The following is an 18,917-nucleotide window of genomic DNA, read 5'->3' as shown; positions in this document are numbered from 1 at the left end:
GGACGGTCTTCGTCGCTAGGGTGCAGGACAAAAACCTGCACGAGCTCCACAGAAACCGAAACCCTAGACAGAAAGTGAGCGTGACATGGCAGTCGTAACCATGCGCGAGCTTCTCGACGCCGGTGTCCACTTCGGCCACCAGACCCGCCGTTGGAACCCGAAGATGCGTCGTTTCATCTTCACCGACCGCAACGGCATCTACATCATCGACCTGCAGCAGACCCTGACCTACATCGACACCGCGTTCGAGTTCGTCAAGGAGACCGTCGCCCACGGCGGCAGCATCCTGTTCGTCGGCACCAAGAAGCAGGCCCAGGAGGCCGTGCAGAACGAGGCCGAGCGTGTCGGCATGCCGTACGTCAACCACCGCTGGCTCGGTGGCATGCTCACCAACTTCCAGACCGTGTCCAAGCGTCTGCACCGCATGAAGGAACTGCAGGCCATGGACGCCGCGGAGAACGGCTACGAGGGCCGCACCAAGAAGGAAGTCCTCATGCTCACCCGCGAGCGCACCAAGCTCGAGCGCGTGCTCGGTGGCATCGCCGACATGACCAAGGTGCCCTCCGCCCTGTGGATCATCGACACGAACAAGGAGCACATCGCCGTCGACGAGGCGAAGAAGCTGAACATCCCGGTCGTCGCCATCCTCGACACCAACTGTGACCCGGATGAGGTCGACTTCCCGATTCCGGGCAACGACGACGCCATCCGCTCCACCGCCCTGCTGTCCAAGGTCATCTCCACCGCCGTGGAGGAGGGCAAGAAGGCCCGCGAGGAGCGTCAGCTGGCCGCCGCCAGGGAGGCCGCCGGCGACACCCAGGAGAAGGTCGAGGCCGACGCCGAGAAGGCCGCCGAGTCCTCCGAGGCTCCGGCAGCCGAGGCCACCGAGACCGCCGCCGCCGAGCAGTAGGTCCCAGCCCGGAACGGCGCCCCCGCCATCCCGCCACCCCTGCCAGTGCACGCACCGCGTCCTGCGGGGCCGGCCGGGGGCGGGGGCTTTCCCGTCCGTTCCGCCGATGCGCCGCCGACCCCGGCCCGCTGACGGGAGCCACACGCCGGACCCGGTCTCCGGCGAGAGCGCGGCGCGTCAGCTAGTCTTTCCCAACGAATACTGTTCCTACACGAGGAGGATCGCCCGAACTATGGCGAACTACACTGCTGCAGACGTCAAGAAGCTCCGCGAGCTCACCGGCTCCGGCATGCTCGACTGCAAGAAGGCCCTGGAGGAGACCGAGGGCGATTTCGACAAGGCCGTGGAGCTGCTGCGCATCAAGGGCGCCAAGGACGTCGGCAAGCGCGCTGAGCGCAGCGCGTCCGAGGGTCTGGTCGCGGTCTCCGGCAACACCATGATCGAGGTCAACTCCGAGACCGACTTCGTGGCCAAGAACGCCGAGTTCAAGGACTTCGCCGCCAAGATCGCCGACGCCGCCGCCGCCGCCAAGGCCAACTCCGCCGAGGAGCTCGCCCAGACCGACGTCGACGGCCGGCCCGCCGCGGACGCCATCCAGGAGCTGTCCGCCAAGATCGGCGAGAAGCTCGAGCTGCGCCGCGCCGCGACCATCGAGGGCGACAACGTCTCCGTGTACCTGCACCAGCGCTCCGCCGACCTGCCGCCGGCCGTCGGCGTGCTGGTCGCCTACACCGGCTCCGGCGATGAGGCCGGCAACGCCGCCAAGACCGCCGCCATGCAGGTGGCCGCGCTCAAGGCCCAGTACCTCACCCGTGAGGACGTTCCGGCCGAGGTCGTCGAGAAGGAGCGCTCCATCGCGGAGCAGATCACCCGCGAGGAGGGCAAGCCGGAGCAGGCCATCCCGAAGATCGTCGAGGGCCGCCTGAACGGCTTCTACAAGGACGTCGTCCTGCTCGAGCAGCCGTCCGTCGCCGACAACAAGAAGACCGTCAAGCAGCTCATGGACGAGGCCGGCGTCACGCTGACCTCCTTCGTCCGCTTCGAGGTCGGCCAGCAGTAGGCTGCCCGCCTCCGACGGCACCCGCTGACTCCGTTCAGCCCACCGGACCCCCGGACCGCCCCGCGCGGCCCGGGGGTCCGGTGCTTTTTCACCGGGGGATGGTGCACGGTCCGCCGTGCCCGGGCAGGAGAACATCGTGGGGTGGCCGTTCGGTAGGATGGACCCGACATCAAGACCCCCGAGGCGTCGGCCCGACTGATCGCGTGTCGATGAGCCATGCCCCGGCGTCCACCGCACCCCACCCAAAGGAGATCGCACGGTGACCACCCCTGACAGCTCGACGAGAACCGGCTACAAGCGAGTGATGCTGAAGCTGGGGGGTGAGATGTTCGGTGGCGGCAAGGTCGGTATCGACCCGGACGTGGTCGAGAACGTCGCCCGCCAGATCGCCGAGGTCGCCCGCGACGGCGCCGAGATCGCCGTGGTCATCGGCGGCGGCAACTTCTTCCGCGGAGCCGAGCTGCAGCAGCGCGGCATGGACCGGGCGCGCTCCGACTACATGGGCATGCTCGGCACCGTGATGAACTGTCTGGCCCTGCAGGACTTCCTCCTGCAGGAGGGGGTCGAGTGTCGCGTGCAGACCGCCATCAACATGGCCCAGGTCGCCGAGCCCTACCTGCCGCTGCGCGCCGCCCGGCACCTGGAGAAGGGCCGCGTGGTCATCTTCGGCGCCGGCATGGGCATGCCGTACTTCTCCACCGACACCACCGCCGCCCAGCGCGCGCTGGAGATCGGCTGCGACGTCCTGTTCCTGGCCAAGGCCGTCGACGGTGTGTACTCCGACGACCCGCGCACCAACCCGGACGCCGAGCTCTTCCACGAGATCACCCCGCGCGAGGTCATCGAGAAGGGCCTCAAGGTCGCCGACGCCACCGCCTTCTCCCTGTGCATGGACAACAGCATGCCGATTCTCGTGTTCAACCTGCTCACCCACGGCAACATCGCCCGTGCGGTGGCGGGGGAGCGCATCGGCACCCTCGTCAAGTCCTGATAGATTTATCCCGAGGTTCGTGCGTCACACCCGCGGGTGAGCGCGACGACACGTCAAGTAGCAAAGGAACCGCCCCCATGATCGATGACATTCTCCTCGAGTCCGAGGAGCGTATGACCGCCTCCGTCGAGCACACCCGCGAGGAGCTCGTGACCATCCGCACCGGCCGCGCCAACCCGGCCATGTTCAACGGCGTCATCGCCGAGTTCTACGGCGTGCCCACGCCCATCCCGCAGATGGCGACGATCTCGGTGCCCGAGCCCCGCATGCTGCTGATCAAGCCGTACGACATGTCCACGATGAACGAGGTCGAGAACGCGATCCGCAACTCCGATCTCGGTGTCAACCCCACCAATGACGGTCAGGTGCTGCGCGTGACCATCCCGCAGTTGACCGAGGAGCGCCGCCGCGACATGGTCAAGCTGGCCAAGTCCAAGGGCGAGGACGGCAAGATCGCCATCCGCAACATCCGCCGCAAGGGTATGGAGCAGCTCAAGAAGCTCCAGAAGGACGGCGACGCCGGCGAGGACGAGGTGGCCTCGGCCGAGAAGGATCTCGACAAGACCACCCAGACCTACGTCGCCCAGATCGACGAGCTCGTCACCCGCAAGGAAGATGAGCTCATGGAGGTCTGACCTCCGAGCAGAACACTCCGGGCACCGCCATCCGGGCCGGAGACCGACCGCACACTAGACTCAGGTGCACCGGTCGTGCCCCCGGGAGGCGGTGTTTTTGTGCGCCTTCGCGTGCGATGACCCCGGTCAGCACGCATCAACGACCAGACATGAAGCAGGAGGAGCCAGGTGAGTGACGTCAGTGGCGCATCCCGTCGTCCCCTGGGTGTGGACCATCTGCCCCGTCCCAGGAACTCCGCCGGCCGCAACCTGCCGGTTGCCGTCGGGGTCAGCGTGGTCCTCGGCGCGCTGGCCCTGCTGGCCGTGTGGATCGGCCCCCTCGGCTGGTACCCGCTGGTCGCCGCCGCCGTCGGCGTGGCCACCTGGGAGGTGGTCACCCGGCTGAACGAGCGTTCCTACCTCATTCCGCTCGTGCCGATGATCGTCCTCGGGCAGGCGATGGTGTGGCTGTCCTGGCCGTTCGGCACCAACGGTCTCGTCGCCGCGTTCGTCACCGCGGTGCTGGTGCTCATGTTCGGCCGGCTGTTCTCCCACGGCCGGCGCACGCCCCCGAAGAACTACCTGCGCGACACCGCCGTCGGCATCTTCGTGCTCACCTGGATCCCGCTGTTCGCCAGCTTCGCCGCGATGCTCTCCCTGATCTCCGCGGACTCGGCTGACGGGGTGCCGGGCGGGTTCTACATCATCACCTTCATGCTGTGCGTGGTCGCCTCCGACACGGGCGGCTACGTCGTCGGCGTCATGTTCGGTTCGCACCCGATGGCACCGGCCGTCAGCCCCAAGAAATCCTGGGAGGGCTTCGCGGGATCCGTCATCGGCGGGGTGGTGGCGGGAGCGTTGTCCGTGTCCCTGCTGCTCGAGCACCAGTGGTGGGTGGGTGCCCTGCTGGGGGTGGGCCTGGTCGTCTGTGCGACCCTCGGGGACCTGGTCGAGTCCCAGTTCAAGCGCGAACTGGGCATCAAGGACATGTCCGGGCTGCTGCCGGGACACGGCGGATTCATGGACCGGATCGACGGCATGCTGCCCTCGGCCATGGTCACCTGGCTGGTGCTCAGCCTCATCGGCGGCTGAAGCCGAGGCCGGACACCCGCCCGCCGTCCCAGTATTTGGCGTCCCGGTCACCGCCGGCGGGCTGACGGTCACGCTCCGATCTGCAGCGGGTGGGAATGAAGTGCCGTGGGGGCTGGTTGTCTCTGGTGTAGGCATGTATTTTCTGTTGATGTAAGGAAACTCCGATTTGTCTGTGCCGTTGAGCATTCTTGATCTGGTCTCCATCTCCGAGGGTTCCACGGCCCGCGGTGCCATCGCCGCCTCGATGGAGTCCGCCCGCCTCGCCGACCAGTTGGGTTACCGTCGGCTCTGGTTCGCCGAGCACCACAACACCCCGAATCTCGCCTCCAGTGCCACCGCGCTGCTGATCTCCCGGGCCGCCTCGGTCACCGAGCGCATCCGTCTCGGTTCCGGCGGGGTGATGCTGCCCAATCACGCTCCGTTGATGGTGGCGGAGCAGTACGGAACCATGGCCAATATCCATGGGGACCGGATCGACCTGGGACTGGGGCGGGCTCCGGGAACAGACCGGATGACCGCCCAGGCGCTGAATCGCTCCTCGGCCGAGCCGCAGGCCTTCGCCCAGAGCATCTATGACCTGCAGGGCTGGTTCGGTGAAACGGGTACCGCGCACAGTATGCCGATCATGTCCGCCGCCTCGGCCGGAACCGAGGTGCCCATCTGGGTGCTTGGTTCAACTGTCAACGGCGCGTCGATCGCCGGACAACTGGGTCTGCCCTTCTCCCTGGCCTCGCATTTCGCGCCCGACCAGGTGGAGGATGCCATTCAGGTGTACCGGGACGCATTCACCACCGAATCACCCACCGCCCAGATTGACGAGCCCTACGTCATGGCCGGCGTCAACGTCATGGTCGCCGACACCGACGAGGAGGCGGAGCGGGAATTCACGACCGTCGAGCAGATGTTCCTCGACATCCAGCGCGGCCGGTCCCGCCGGATCCAACCGCCGGTGGACCCGGAGACGCTCACGGGGCAGGGCAGCCGAGACCGGTCCATGCTGCGGATCAAGGCGGTGGGTGCCCCACAGACGGTGAAGGGGCAGCTGGAGGAGTTCGTGACACGCACCGGCGCCGACGAGCTCATCACCGTCACCTACGCGTTCGATCCGGCCGTCCGGAACCGCTCACTGCAGCTGCTGGCCGAGGCCTGGTTCTGAGCTCAAACGGTGTGCGCGGGGCGCCCCCACGTGCTCCGGGAGAATGTCACCGCTGTTGCCTGCGCAGCTTCTTCACCTGGCGGCGCAACTCGATCATGCGTACCCCGCCCGCCAGCGCCATGATCAGCGCGCCGGCGATGGCGGAGAACAGGTAGCCGATGCCCGCGGGGAACTGGAAGGACCAGGCGAACAGGTTCAGTTCCACCTGCTGCTGGTTCTGCAGGATGAACACCAGCAGCAGGATAAGCAGCAGTGCGCCGACGATCAGCGCCGCCCAGGTGCTCCCGGCCAGCGAGCCGTCGACCCGGCCCGCGGATTTCCCCGCCCGGGTCTTCTCCGTGGGCTTCGCCGGGACGGCGTCGGTGGCGGTGTCCTCGGGGGCGTCCGGTACCGCCACGGCGCGGGTGTCGTCACGTGGGGCGTCGTCGAACCCGGCCGGTACCCCGCTGCGGGCGGTCTCCGCGGAGGGGTCGATCGACGGGGTGTCTCGCTCATCAGGGTGTCGCGGGGAGTGTGTCATACCCCGTATTCAACGCGCGACCGCCGTAACCCGCCACCTTCCGCAGTGACGGTCGTCCCAACAATTCGATAACAGCACCTCCGACGTGCAAGGATGGAATCATTATGGCCCAACCCGTGAAACTCCAATTCGCCGCCCCCAAACGGGGAATGCCGCCGAAGCACTTCGCCGACCTCGACGCCGACGCGCGCGTCGAGGCGCTCGGCGAACTCGGCCTGCCGAAGTTCCGCGTCGACCAGATCGCCCGCCACTACTACGGCCGCTTCGAGGCTGACACCTCGACCATGACCGATCTGCCGGCCGACGCCCGCGCCAAGGTCGCCGACGCCCTGTTCCCGACCCTCATGACGCCCGTCCGCGTGTTCGACACCGACGAGGGCGACACCTCCAAGTCCCTGTGGCGCCTCCACGACGGCACCCTGCTCGAGTCCGTGCTCATGCGCTACCCCGAGCGCGCCACGCTGTGCATCTCCTCCCAGGCCGGCTGCGGCATGGCCTGCCCGTTCTGCGCCACCGGCCAGGGCGGGCTGGACCGCAACCTGTCCACCGCCGAGATCGTCGACCAGGTCCGCGCCGCCGCGGCCACGATGCACGCGGAGGGCTCCCGCCTGTCGAACATCGTGTTCATGGGCATGGGCGAGCCGCTGGCCAACTACAAGCGCGTGGTCTCCGCGGTCCGCCAGATCACCGAGCCCGCGCCGAAGGGCTTCGGCCTGTCGCAGCGCAACGTCACCGTCTCCACAGTGGGCCTGGCCCCGGCCATCCGCAAGCTCGCTGACGAGGACATGTCCGTCACCCTCGCGGTGTCGCTGCACACCCCGGACGATGAGCTGCGTGACACCCTGGTGCCGGTCAACAACCGCTGGCCGGTCGCCGAGGTCCTCGACGCCGCGCGCTACTACGCGGAGAAATCCGGCCGCCGCGTGTCCATCGAGTACGCGCTCATCCGCGACGTCAACGACCAGGACTGGCGCGCCGACCTGCTGGGCAAGAAGCTCCACGACGCCCTCGGCCCGCTGGTCCACGTCAACCTCATCCCGCTCAACCCCACCCCGGGCTCGAAGTGGGACGCCGCGCCGAAGGCCCGCCAGGACGAGTTCGTCCGCCGCGTCAACGCCCAGGGCGTGCGCTGCACGGTGCGTGACACCAAGGGACAGGAGATCGCGGCGGCCTGCGGCCAGTTGGCCGCCGAGGAGCGCTGACGGAATCTACGCTGTAATGCGTGAACACACCGATTCCGCATCTACCGCCCCTCGCCCCCGACCCGACCACGCAGGCCCTGGCCGTCCGTGACCTGACGAAGGTCTTCGGCACGGCCGTCGCCGTCGACCGCCTGAGTCTCGACATCCCGCGCGGTTCCATCTACGGCCTCGTCGGCCCCAATGGCGCCGGCAAGACCACGATGATCACCATGGCCACCGGCCTGGCGCGCCCCACTGAGGGGCGCGCCTGGGTGAGCGGGCACGACGTCTGGGTCGACGCGCTGCCCGCCAAACGCGCCATGGGACTGCTCGCCGACGGCGTGCCCGTCTTCGACCGGCTTTCCGGTCCGGAGTACCTGGCCTACCTCGGCGGGCTGCGCGGTATGGACGCCGAGGAGGTTGCCCGCCGCTCGGGCGAGCTGCTCGACGCCCTCGGGCTCGCCGAGGCGGGGGAGAAGTACATCGTCGACTACTCCGCCGGCATGACCAAGAAGATCCTGCTGGCCGGCGCCCTGCTGCACGACCCCGAGATCCTCATCCTCGACGAACCGCTCGAAGCCGTCGACCCGGTCTCCGGCCGGCTCATCCAGCAGATCCTGCGCGACTTCGCCGCGCGCGGCGGCACCGTGGTCCTGAGCTCGCACGTCATGGAACTGGTGGAGGGCCTGTGCGACCACGTCGCCATCATCCACCACGGCCGGGTGCTCACCGCCGGGCACGTCGAGAAGGTGCGCCAGGGCAGCTCGCTGGTGGACACCTTCGTCGGCTTCGTCGGCGGCGGGCAGCTGCGCGAGGGCGCACTCGGCTGGCTGCGCGGCGCCCGGGACCCGCTCCAGCGGCCCCGGAACCCCCGGGAGGCCGGCGATGAGTGAGACGACCTCGCTGCTGCTCAAACTCCAGCGCACCCTGTGGGCGCGCAACATGCGCGACAATATCGCTGCCGGCATGCTCACGGTGCTGGTCGTGATCTACGCACTGGGCGGGCTCGCGCTGCTCACGGCCATGGCGGTGCTCGCCGCGCAGCAGGACCAGTGGTCCGCGCTGGCGGGCATGGTCGGCGTCGGCACGCTGGCGTACGCGGGCGTGGCGGTCGTCCTGCCGTCGGGGGAGGCCCAGCTGCGCCCCGCGATGTTCGCCGCCCTGCCGGTCACGACCCGGCAGCTCCTGCCCGCGCTGGCGTGGTCGACGTTGCTGACCAGCCGCGGGGTGATCGCGGTGGTGTGCACGGCCGTCACCACGATCGCCGGGGTCATCCTGCTGGCGGGCGCGGGACACGTGTTCGCGGCCGTCGTCCTGCCGGTGGCGATGCTCGCCGCGCTGGTCACCACGCTGCTCCTCGGTGAACTCGTCGCCACGCTGGGCAGCGGGGGAGGCCGGACGTCGCGGGAACGGTCCAACATCATCGGTGCGCTGCTCGTGGTGCTCTTCCTCTTCGCCTTCAACGCCTTCGCCGGCCTCGGCGTGGAGGCCATCCCCCTCCACCTGGTCGGTGACGTGCTGGGCTGGACGCCCTTCGGCGCGAGCGCCGCGGTGGTCACCTCCGCGGTGCAGGGCCGCTGGTTGATCGCCTTCGGCCAGCTGTGCGTCGCCGCGGCCACCCTCGTGATGGGCGGCTGGTGGTGGCGCCGGGCCGTGGAGCGGCAGCTCGAGGCGCCGCTCGACGCCGCAGGTTCCTCCGGGGAGAAGCCGGACAAGCACCGGGAGGCGGAGGCCGGCACTCCACTGCTGCTGCCCGGCCTGCCGTACACGCCGGCGGCGATGGTGTACTCCCGGGCCGTGCGCTACCTGCGGCGGGACTCACGCATGCTGGCCAGCCTGGTGATGTTCCCCGTCATCGCCGCGTTCTTCCTGATCCAGGGCGTGCTCGTCCACGAGATGACGATGTTCATGGGCATGATCCTCATCGGGCTGATGGCCGGCACCCTGGCCGCCAACGACTTCGGCCACGACGGGCCCGCCACCTGGGTGCACCTGACCTCGGGAGTGCCGGTGCGCACGCTGCTGCTGGCCCGGCACGCGGCGTCGATGACCCCGCTGGTGGTCCTGCTCATCGGGGTCGACGTGCTCGGCATCATTCTGGCGGACTCCCGCGATGTCGCGCTGCTGGTAGCGGTGGTCTCGGTGGGGATGGCAGTGGCCGCGGGTGCGATCGCCCTGTTCTTCACCACCTTCAACCCGTTCGCGACCTCCCGGCCGGGCACCAGCCCGTGGGCCGACAAATCGGGCTACTCGGGGGCGGCGTTCATCTCCGCCTTCGCCGCGCTCTTCCTGGGGTGGCTCCCCGCGGCCCCGGGCGGGGCGCTCATCGCCGTCGGCTACCAGGCGGACGTCGTCTGGCTCGTGGGGCTCGGCGTGGTGCTGGTCCTGGCGCTGCCGGCCGCTCTCTACGCGGGGTCGGTGGCGCTGTGCACGCGCCGGGTGGGGCGGCGCCTGCCGGAGATCCACCACAAGGTCCGCGCGTGGGTGAATTAGGGCGGGCCTGATTCTTCGCCGGGCCTGGAGCGTGGCCGGGGTACTGCCCGCCCGCGGTTCCGGGGCGAGATCGCGTCGTCGAAGGACGGGGGTCTCGGGCGACATGGGGTATGACGCCTCCGGGGAAAAGCGGTGAACCGTCAGCAGGGGCGATACGCCCCATCCGTCAGCCGTGAATGGTCCGGAGACGTAATATCCCGGATCGGCCCACGTCAGCTCGCGTCGGCCCGCCCGGACCCGCGTCCAGACACGGAAAACCGCCCCCCCCCGGCGCGCTGTTCACAGCGGAGCCGAGGGGCGGTGGAGGTCGGGGAGCCGACTAGTGGAGCGAGCCCTGGTGCTCGGACTCCAGCGGGCGCTGGTCCTCACGCGGCATCTTGCGCAGGTGCTGGACGCGGGTGGGATCGATGTTCATGGCGATCAGCTGGTTGTCGGTCAGCTCGGCGTAGGGGCCCGACAGGGTCTTCTGCAGGTACGCCCACTCCGGCTCCTGGTGGCCGACCGGCTTGTTGCGGGCGGTCAGGGTGCGGCGCTGGGCCAGCTTCGGCTCGAAGAGGTGGATCAGCAGGCCGATGACGACGAGGACGGTCAGGACGAGGAGCCAGATGGTCTCGACGTGGCCCTCATGGTTGCCGAAGTTGTAGCCGAGCAGGAACAGAACGGAGATCCAGCCGGCGATCTGGATGGTGTTGCGTCCGATGTCACTCCAGCCCCAGGCCGCGGAGGGCACATCCAGGGTGGACACGCCGTGGTGGACCTCGGGCGCCTTCTCGTGCGAAGCAGCCACGTTCATCTCCTTCTCATCAACACGTCGTGTCCGGCCCGCCGTCGGGCGCGGATATCTAGGGCACGGCGTGTTGCTCAACAACAGTTCTCGCCCATTATCTTTGCACATCCCTCCCACGGACGGGGCACGGCACCCCCACGATTCCGCCTTCCGCGTCGTGGAACAATGGGGGAGTGACCAGTCGCAAACGCATTCTCATCCTCGGCTCCACCGGCTCGATCGGCACGCAGGCCCTCGAGGTCGTCGCCGGCAACCCGGACAAGTTCGAGATCGCCGGCGTCGCCGCCGGTGGTTCCGACCCCCAGCTGATCATCTCCCAGGCCCGTGCGCTGGGCCTGCCGCCCGGCCGGGTCGCCGTCGCTCGTGACGACGCCGCCGACACCGTCGCCGCCGCCCTCGGCGGGCCGGTGATCGCGGGGGCGGACGCCGCGGAAAAGCTCGTGCGCGAGGTGGAGGCCGACACGGTGCTCAACGCGCTCGTCGGCTCGCTGGGGCTGGCGGCCACGCTCGCCACGATCGAATCCGGCGCGGTGCTGGCCCTAGCGAACAAGGAGTCGCTGGTGGCCGGCGGCGATCTGGTGGTCGACCGCGCGGCGCCCGGTCAGCTCGTGCCCGTCGATTCCGAGCACTCGGCCATGGCGCAGTGCCTGCGCTCGGGCACCGCGGCCGAGGTCGAACGCCTGGTGCTCACCGCCAGCGGCGGGCCCTTCCGCGGCTGGACGCGGGAGCGGATGTGGGACATCACGCCCGGGCAGGCGGCGCAGCACCCGACCTGGTCGATGGGGCAGATGAACACCCTCAACTCGGCCACACTGGTCAACAAGGGGCTTGAGCTGATCGAGGCGACGCTGCTGTTCGGCATCGACGCCGACCGTGTCGACGTCACCGTCCACCCGCAGTCGATCATCCACTCCATGGTCACCTTCACCGACGGCGCGACCATCGCCCAGGCCTCCCCGCCGTCGATGAAACTGCCGATCGCCCTGGCCCTGGACTGGCCCGACCGCGTGCCCGGCGCCCAACCGGCGCTGGACTTCAGCACCGCCCACGACTGGCGTTTCGAACCACTCGACGACGCCGCGTTCCCCGCCGTTCAGCTCGCGCGCGACGTCGCCACGCGTGGCGGCACGCACGGGGCGGTCTACAACGCGGCCAACGAGGAGGCCGCCGCGGCGTTTCTGGCCGGGCGCATCCGCTTCCCGCGGATCGTCGACGTGGTCGCGGGGATCGTGGATTCTGCCTCACAGTTCGCTGGTGTACCCTCATGCGTCGACGACATCCTGGCCGTCGAGGCGGAGGCCCGGGCGCGGGCCAACGCGCTGATCGACTCCCTCGCCGGCTGACGCACCTGTTAGGAGAAACGTGGGAGCCTATCTCCTCGGCGTGGCCCTGTTCGCCCTCGGCATCGCGGTGACCATCGCCCTGCACGAGGCGGGGCACATGTTCACCGCGCGGGCCTTCGGCATGCGCGTGCGCCGCTATTTCATCGGCTTCGGACCGACCATCTGGTCGAAGCGTAAGGGGCACACGCAGTACGGCGTGGCCGCCGTGCCCGTCGGCGGGTTCTGCGACATCGCGGGCATGACCGCCCAGGATCCGGTCACCGCCGAGGAGGCCCCGCACGCCATGGTGAACAAGCCGTGGTGGCAGCGGGTGATCGTGCTCTCCGGCGGCGTGATCATGAACCTGATCGTCGGCTTCATCATCCTGTACGGCGTGGCGGTGACCTCGGGGATCCCGAACCCGTACGCCGACCACACGCCGACCGTCGGCGAGGTCACGTGCGTGGCGGACCAGCTCGACACCGAGACCATGGCCGACTGCTCCGGCACCGGGCCCGCGGGGGAGGCCGGCGTGCGCGTCGGTGACCGGATCCTGGCCCTCAACGGTGAGGAGCTCGAGGACTTCTACGAGCTGCGCGACACCGTGCTGACCATGCCCGGCGAGGACGCCGTGCTCACCGTCGAGCGCGACGGGCAGGTGCGGGAGATCACCGTGGAGGTCGCCTCCGTCACGCGTCTGAACCCGCAGGGCTTCGAGGTCCGGGCCGGCGCGATCGGCGTGGCCAATGCCCCGGTCGAGAACGCCGTGCGTCAGTTCGGCCCCGTCGAGGCCGTCGGCGCCACCGGTGCGTTCACCTGGCAGCTGCTCGAGGGCACCGTCGAGGCCATCATCCAGTTCCCGGCCAAGATCCCGGGCGTGGTCGCGTCCATCTTCGGCGCCGAGCGCGATATCGAGGGCCCCATGAGTGTGGTCGGCGCCTCCCGCGTCGGCGGTGAACTGGTGGAGCGTTCCCTGTGGGACGTGTTCTGGATGATGCTGGCCTCGCTGAACTTCTTCCTCGCCCTGTTCAACCTCATTCCGCTGCCGCCGCTGGACGGCGGCCACATCGCGGTGGTGCTGTACGAGAAGATCCGGGATCTGTTCCGCCGGATGCGCGGCAAGCCCGCCGGGGGGCCCGCCAACTACGAGAAGCTGATGCCGGTCACCTACGTCATGGCGGCGGCCCTGCTGTCGGTCGGCGCGATCGTGATCGTGGCCGACATCGTCAACCCGGTGCGGTTGTTCGGCTGATCACTGTGCCTTTCTGGGGATCCCACCCAGTGCTAAGGTGAGGGAGACTGACCCAAAAACCTGCACCGTGGGCGGCGTGTCGCGCGTCGCCCAAGTCGAGGAGAATGCACAAAGTGTCGACCCCCATCGGACTCGGACTCCCGGGCGCACCGGCGCCCACCCTGGCCCCGCGCCGCAAGACCCGCCAACTGATGGTCGGAAACGTCGGCGTGGGCTCCGACCACCCGATCAGCGTCCAGTCGATGACCACGACGAAGACCCACGACATCAACGCCACCCTCCAGCAGATCGCCCAGCTGACGGCCAGCGGCTGCGATATCGTGCGCGTGGCCTGCCCGAAGACGGTCGACGCCGAGGCGCTGCCCATCATCGCGAAGAAGTCCCCGATCCCGGTGATCGCCGACATCCACTTCCAGCCGAAGTACATCTTCTCCGCCATCGAGGCCGGCTGCGCCGCCGTGCGCGTCAACCCCGGCAACATCAAGGAGTTCGACGGCCGCGTCAAGGAGGTCGCCAAGGCGGCCGGGGACGCGGGCATCCCGATCCGCATCGGCGTCAACGGCGGCTCCCTGGACAAGCGCCTGCTGGAGAAGTACGGCAAGGCCACCCCGGAGGCGCTCGTCGAATCCGCCATCTGGGAGGCCGGACTGTTCGAGGAGCACGGCTACGGCGACATCGCCATCTCCGTCAAGCACTCCGACCCGGTCACCATGGTCGAGGCTTACCGCCAGCTCGCGGAGCAGACCGACTACCCGCTGCACCTGGGCGTGACCGAGGCCGGCCCGAAGTTCATGGGCACCATCAAGTCCTCCGTCGCCTTCGGCGCACTGCTCAGCCAGGGCATCGGCGACACCATCCGCGTGTCCCTGTCCGCCGACCCGGTCGAGGAGATCAAGGTCGGTGACCAGATCCTGCAGTCGCTGAACCTGCGGCCGCGCAAGTTGGAGATCGTCTCCTGCCCGTCCTGCGGCCGCGCCCAGGTCGACGTGTACAAGCTCGCCGACGAGGTCACCGCCGCCCTCGAGGGCATGGAGTACCCGCTGCGCGTGGCCGTTATGGGCTGCGTCGTCAACGGCCCCGGCGAGGCGCGCGACGCCGACCTCGGCGTGGCCTCCGGTAACGGCAAGGGCCAGATCTTCGTCAAGGGTGAGGTCATCAAGACCGTGCCGGAGGCCAGGATCGTCGAGACCCTCATCGAGGAGGCCCAGCGCATCGCCGAGGAGCAGGGCCTGGAAGAGGTCGAGGGCACCAGGGCCGAGGTGAAGGTCACCCGCTGACCTCCGCGCTGGTCCCCTCCGGCGTGTCGCCCCGGTGTGTTTCCGGGCGAAAGTGAAGTGGCGCTGTTAATCTGCCTGCCATGAGAACGACGGCGTTGATCATGGTCCTGGCCGTGATCCTGGGGCTGACGGCGTGCACCCCGAAGCCGGACACCCCGGCCCCGGTCGTCGAGGACTTTCTGGCGGCCCTGAGTGAGCGTGACGGGGAGACCGTCGCGTCGCTCATCGACACCCCCGCGCCGGCGCGGGAGATCATCTCCGCGACCTACGACGGTCTCCAGGCCGAGGGGCTGGAGGTCACCCCGGGCGAGATCACCACCGACGGCAACATCGCCACCGCCCGCTACACCCTCGACTGGCAGTTGCCGCGCGAACGCAACCTGACCTACGACACCGCGATGACCCTGACCCGCAGCGACGGGGAGTGGACGGTGCGCTGGCAGCCCACGCTGCTGCATCCGCGGCTGGGCGCGAACCAGCACCTCGAACTGCGTGCCGTGCCCGCCGGGAAGGCCAACGTGATCAGCTCCGACGGGGCGGCCATTCTCCGGCCCGGCGTCAGCTACCGTATCCTGGTCGACACCGACGCCATCGACGATCCGCGGGCCGTGGCGGACCGGGTGGCCTCGGCGGTCAACGCCGCCCACGAACGCGACGACACGGTCGCGCCCCTCGACGCCCGCGAGCTGGCCGAACAGTTCGAGGGCGCGGCCGGGGTGTACTCGGTGGGTATGGTCAACGAACACCAGGGCCCGCAGGTGGCCTGGGATCTGTCCGGGGTGGCGGGGGTGCGCCTCAACGAGGAGGCCGCGATGGTGCCCACGGACCCCGACTTCGCGCCGGACATCATCTCCCGGGTCTCGGGCATCGTGGCGGATGAACTCGACGGCGCGAACGGCTGGCGGGTGACGATGGTCAACGAGAACGGCGCGCCCATCGACGACGTGGAACACCATGCCGCCGAACCCGCCCCTTCCGTGCGCATCAGCCTGGACCACGACGTCCAGCGCGCCGCCCAGGAGGCGGTGAACATGCGCGAGGGCATGGAGGCGATGCTGGTGGCCATCCGGCCGTCGACCGGCCAGGTGCTCGCCGTGGCCCAGACGGAGAAGGCCGACGCCCGCGGGGACCTGGCGCTCAGCGGCCAGTACCCGCCGGGCTCCGTGTTCAAGATCATCACCGCCGCGGCCGGTGTCCAGGACCAGGGCCTGACCCCGGGCTCGATCGTGCCGTGCCCCGGATCGATGAACATCTACGGGCGCGTGGTGATCAACTACAACATGTTCTCGTTGGGCAACGTGCCCCTTGAGCGGGCCTTCGCCTCCTCCTGCAACACCACGTTCGCCGACATGAGCACACGGCTCGAGCCCGGCCAGCTCGCTGACATGGGCAAGCAGTTCGGCCTGGGCATCGACTACCGGATCCCGGGCCTGGACACCGTCACCGGCACCATCCCGGAGGGTGAGACCCCGCTGGAGCGTACGGAAGCCGGCTACGGCCAGGGCCTCAACCTCGCCAGCCCCTTCGGCTTTGCGCTGGTGTCCGCCACCGCGGCAGCGGGTCGGACCCCCGTACCGGTGCTGATCGAGGGACACGAGACAATCGTCAGCGAGGAGGTGCCCGCCCCGGACCCGGCGACCATCGAACAACTGCAGACCATGATGCGGGCGACGGTCACCTCCGGTACCGCCCGCGGTATGCAGGCCGGGGGAGAGATCTACGGCAAGACCGGCGAGGCCGAGATCAACGAGGGCTCGCACGCCTGGTTCACCGGCTTCCGCGACGACGACATCGCCTTCGCCACGCTGGTGGTCCTGGGTGGCGGCTCGGAGACCTCGGTGGCCATCACCGACCAGTTCTTCCGCACGCTCGACGAGATGCGCGCCGAGAACACACTGCCCGGGGAGGGGAGCGGGCAGGAACCGCCCGTGGCGCAGGAGGCCGCTTACGCGCCGTAGGGCCGGGGTGGGTCAGGCCCGCAGGCCCAGTGCCCGCAGCTGCTCCCTGATCTGGTTGATCACCGGGTGCTCAACGTTGAGCAGGGTGACCGCACCGGCCGCGATGCCGCCGATCGCCGCGAGCAGACCGAGGAAACCACCGTCGCTGGATCCACCGCTGGACCCGGGGGCGGAGCCTGTGCCGGTGGAGTCGCCGGGCCCGGCATCCTCCCCGGCGCGGGCGGTCAACCACTGATCCTCGGGCAGGGCGTCATGGACGATGCGGGTCTCCCCGATGGAGCCGTACCAGGGGTTGGCGGGATCGCCGGCCCACATGTTGGCGCCGATCAGCCAGGGATCGCCCGCGGAGGCCAGCCCCTCGGCGTCGAGGACGTCCCGCAGGATGGGGGCGCCGTTGATGAACATCTCGACGGTGTCCTCCGCCGGGTCGTTGACGATGGCCACGTGCAGCCATTCACCCACCGGAACCTCGTGGGACCAGTTGGAGGATCCGGTGGTGTCGCCCTCGGTCGCCACGGTGGTCCACTGCATCTCCCGGAGGGAGGAGACGGCCAGCGCGGCCGGTGGCTCCTCTCCCTCGGGCATGTCGTCGGCGAGTTCGCCGCGCGCGCCCTGGCGGGCGATCACCCCCATCCAGTGGTTGTCGCCGTCGAAGTTCTCGTCGATCCTGATGAAGGACTCGAACGTGTACCCGTCCCCGAAGGTTTCGGTGTTGAGCGGGGCGTCGGCGGCCGTTTCGAACCAGTTCAGGCGCCGGGGGTCGTCGGCCGGGTTGGTCCACCGCAGTGAACCGGTGTCGGAGGACAGCGGGTGCGTGTCGGTGGTGTACACGACGTCCGCCGCCTGCGCGCCCTCCGCACCGCGGATATTCAACGCTGCGCGGGTCATGTGGTTGCCGCCGGCGACGTCGGGGATGACGGCACCGGGCCCTACGGCCTGCCCCTCGGTGGCCTGCGCGCCGTCGATCAGGGTGGAGCCGGGGCGCCAGTGCACGGCGGTGTTCTCGGCGCGCGGGTAGTCCTCGGGGCCCTGCGGCAGGTCCCCCTCCTCGAGGGTGGGGGGAACATAACCCTCGGAGACGACCCTGCGGGCCAGGGCGGCGTAATCGGGATCGTCCTCCTCACCGATGCTCCAGCCCGGGGCGAAGCCCTCGAAGCGCTCGGCGAAGTTCAGGTCCACGGTCCAGGAGTCGCCGGATCCCGTCGGGATGAGATGGTCGAACTGGTTGCGGGTCTCGGCCGGTTTCTCCGCCACCCAGGGTGACAGGGCGGTCATGTCCAGCTGATTGCCGGACAGGTCGAACTGGATCAGTCCGAGCAGGCCGTTTCCGCCCTGGTAGGCCATCTGGTAATCCTGCAGCACATTGACGACCTCGTGGCCGTAGTCGTTTTCATCGACGCGGTACCCCGCGCCGTGGTGGTGGCCGCTGATCGTCAGGAAGATCTGGTCGTTGTGGGAGATGAAGGCATCCCACAGCTGCCGGCCGTAGGAATCCGACAGGAAGATGTCGCCGTCGGCGTCGATATTCGAGATCTCGTGGCTGGTGAGGATGACCGGCAGAGTCGGGTGCGCGTCCAGCACGGACTGGGCCCATTCCAGAGCGGCCTCGTCGGCCCGCCAGGCGAGGGCGAGCACCAGGTACTCCTGCCCCTCGGCCTCGAAGATGTGGTACTCGGACTCGTTGTTCGGGGCCTCGTACCGCCCGCCGAAGGTGTCGTTGTCCGCGGCACGTTCGGCGGGGAAGTGCTGCGAGAAGGGGGTGGGGCGGGCGTCGGAGATGTCGTGGTTGCCCGGCAGGACGGAGTAGTTCATGCCGCCGTCCTCGAGGATCCGCAGGGAACGGTCCGCGACCTCCCACTCCTGGGCGACCCAGGACTGGTCGACGACATCACCGAGGTGGGTGGTGAACGGGATGTTCAACTCCTCCTGATGTTCCACCAGCCAGCTCGCCTGGGTGGCGAAGGGCTCCGATCCGTAGCGGGCCTGGTAGAGATTCCCGGTGTCCGGGGTGGAGTAGCGGGAGTAGAACTGGGTGTCGGGCATGACCCCGAGGGTGAAGCGGGAACCCAGCGAACCGTCCTGTGCGTGGGCGACCGCCACAGCGCCGGAGGTGGCGAGCGCGGCGGTGAGCACAGAGACGGTGAACGAGAGGGAGCGACTAGTCACGGAAGGCCTTTCAACGGGAAACTGAAGAGCTGACCGGGCCCCGGACAGGCGCAGGTCAGCGAACTCAAGGTAGACCCGGGTTCTGAATGGTGCGTGAAATCCAGGACAACTCCGGAAGAGCATCCGGTAAAGGTCATA

16 protein-coding genes are annotated in these 18,917 nt (G+C 68.9%); 13 read left to right on the top strand and 3 right to left on the bottom strand.

Annotated features, from left to right (window positions below):
• Positions 1-85: 85 nt before the first annotated feature.
• The 6 genes from rpsB to A605_RS08965 all read left to right on the top strand — a co-directional run bounded on the left by rpsB (position 86) and on the right by A605_RS08965 (position 5,823).
• Positions 86-910: a 30S ribosomal protein S2 gene (gene rpsB / locus A605_RS08990; RefSeq protein WP_027004107.1), complete on the top strand. Its 825-nt coding sequence runs from the start codon at positions 86-88 to the stop codon at positions 908-910.
• A gap of 232 nt (positions 911-1,142) precedes the next feature.
• Positions 1,143-1,970, top strand: coding sequence for a translation elongation factor Ts (tsf, locus tag A605_RS08985; protein ID WP_015401192.1), 828 nt, complete (start codon positions 1,143-1,145; stop codon positions 1,968-1,970).
• A gap of 304 nt (positions 1,971-2,274) precedes the next feature.
• Complete coding sequence (pyrH, locus tag A605_RS08980; RefSeq protein ID WP_042440422.1) at positions 2,275-2,961, top strand: UMP kinase; 687 nt, start codon at positions 2,275-2,277, stop codon at positions 2,959-2,961.
• 77 nt (positions 2,962-3,038) lie between these two features.
• Positions 3,039-3,596: a ribosome recycling factor gene (gene frr, locus A605_RS08975; protein WP_015401190.1), complete on the top strand. Its 558-nt coding sequence runs from the start codon at positions 3,039-3,041 to the stop codon at positions 3,594-3,596.
• Between the two features lie 168 nt (positions 3,597-3,764).
• Positions 3,765-4,667 carry a phosphatidate cytidylyltransferase gene (locus tag A605_RS08970; RefSeq protein ID WP_015401189.1) on the top strand — a complete coding sequence of 301 codons (903 nt, stop codon included), beginning with the start codon at positions 3,765-3,767 and terminating at the stop codon, positions 4,665-4,667.
• Between the two features lie 172 nt (positions 4,668-4,839).
• On the top strand, positions 4,840-5,823 hold the full coding sequence (locus A605_RS08965) for an LLM class flavin-dependent oxidoreductase (RefSeq protein ID WP_015401188.1): 984 nt from the start codon (positions 4,840-4,842) through the stop codon (positions 5,821-5,823).
• Between the two features lie 46 nt (positions 5,824-5,869).
• Here A605_RS08965 and A605_RS08960 read toward each other — a convergent pair whose 3' ends face one another.
• The gene (locus tag A605_RS08960; protein ID WP_015401187.1) at positions 5,870-6,343 is read right to left on the bottom strand and encodes a LapA family protein; all 474 of its coding nucleotides are present in this window, start codon (positions 6,341-6,343) and stop codon (positions 5,870-5,872) included.
• A gap of 104 nt (positions 6,344-6,447) precedes the next feature.
• On the opposite strand from A605_RS08960, the gene rlmN reads away from it, so the two are divergent.
• From rlmN to A605_RS08945, 3 genes are read left to right on the top strand one after another with little or no spacing between them, the layout of a single operon-like run.
• Positions 6,448-7,545 (top strand): dual-specificity RNA methyltransferase RlmN, encoded by a 1,098-nt coding sequence (rlmN, locus tag A605_RS08955; RefSeq protein WP_015401186.1) that lies wholly within the window; start codon positions 6,448-6,450, stop codon positions 7,543-7,545.
• Positions 7,546-7,565: 20 nt separating this feature from the next.
• Positions 7,566-8,417 (top strand): ABC transporter ATP-binding protein, encoded by an 852-nt coding sequence (locus A605_RS08950; RefSeq protein WP_015401185.1) that lies wholly within the window; start codon positions 7,566-7,568, stop codon positions 8,415-8,417.
• On the top strand, positions 8,410-10,017 hold the full coding sequence (locus tag A605_RS08945; RefSeq protein WP_015401184.1) for a hypothetical protein: 1,608 nt from the start codon (positions 8,410-8,412) through the stop codon (positions 10,015-10,017). Before A605_RS08950 ends, A605_RS08945 begins: the two co-directional genes overlap by 8 nt.
• Before the next feature lie 319 nt (positions 10,018-10,336).
• Here A605_RS08945 and A605_RS08940 read toward each other — a convergent pair whose 3' ends face one another.
• A complete protein-coding gene (locus A605_RS08940) occupies positions 10,337-10,810 on the bottom strand; it encodes a DUF2631 domain-containing protein (RefSeq protein ID WP_015401183.1) in 474 nt (157 codons plus the stop codon).
• 167 nt (positions 10,811-10,977) lie between these two features.
• On the opposite strand from A605_RS08940, the gene dxr reads away from it, so the two are divergent.
• The 4 genes from dxr to A605_RS08920 all read left to right on the top strand — a co-directional run bounded on the left by dxr (position 10,978) and on the right by A605_RS08920 (position 16,613).
• Complete coding sequence (dxr, locus tag A605_RS08935) at positions 10,978-12,147, top strand: 1-deoxy-D-xylulose-5-phosphate reductoisomerase (RefSeq protein WP_015401182.1); 1,170 nt, start codon at positions 10,978-10,980, stop codon at positions 12,145-12,147.
• A 19-nt stretch (positions 12,148-12,166) separates the two neighbouring features.
• Positions 12,167-13,378 carry a M50 family metallopeptidase gene (locus A605_RS08930; RefSeq protein WP_015401181.1) on the top strand — a complete coding sequence of 404 codons (1,212 nt, stop codon included), beginning with the start codon at positions 12,167-12,169 and terminating at the stop codon, positions 13,376-13,378.
• Positions 13,379-13,491: 113 nt separating this feature from the next.
• On the top strand, positions 13,492-14,655 hold the full coding sequence (gene ispG / locus A605_RS08925; protein WP_015401180.1) for a flavodoxin-dependent (E)-4-hydroxy-3-methylbut-2-enyl-diphosphate synthase: 1,164 nt from the start codon (positions 13,492-13,494) through the stop codon (positions 14,653-14,655).
• Positions 14,656-14,735: 80 nt separating this feature from the next.
• Complete coding sequence (locus A605_RS08920; RefSeq protein ID WP_034990159.1) at positions 14,736-16,613, top strand: penicillin-binding transpeptidase domain-containing protein; 1,878 nt, start codon at positions 14,736-14,738, stop codon at positions 16,611-16,613.
• Positions 16,614-16,625: 12 nt separating this feature from the next.
• Here the strand turns inward: A605_RS08920 and A605_RS08915 are convergent, their stop codons facing one another.
• Positions 16,626-18,779 carry a LamG-like jellyroll fold domain-containing protein gene (locus A605_RS08915; protein ID WP_015401178.1) on the bottom strand — a complete coding sequence of 718 codons (2,154 nt, stop codon included), beginning with the start codon at positions 18,777-18,779 and terminating at the stop codon, positions 16,626-16,628.
• Positions 18,780-18,917: the final 138 nt, after the last annotated feature.

Origin of the sequence: Corynebacterium halotolerans YIM 70093 = DSM 44683, assembly GCF_000341345.1 — a bacterium.
Taxonomy (GTDB): domain Bacteria; phylum Actinomycetota; class Actinomycetes; order Mycobacteriales; family Mycobacteriaceae; genus Corynebacterium; species Corynebacterium halotolerans.
Note: the sequence above shows the minus strand (reverse complement) of the source record. Positions and strands in the feature narration are given on the sequence as shown.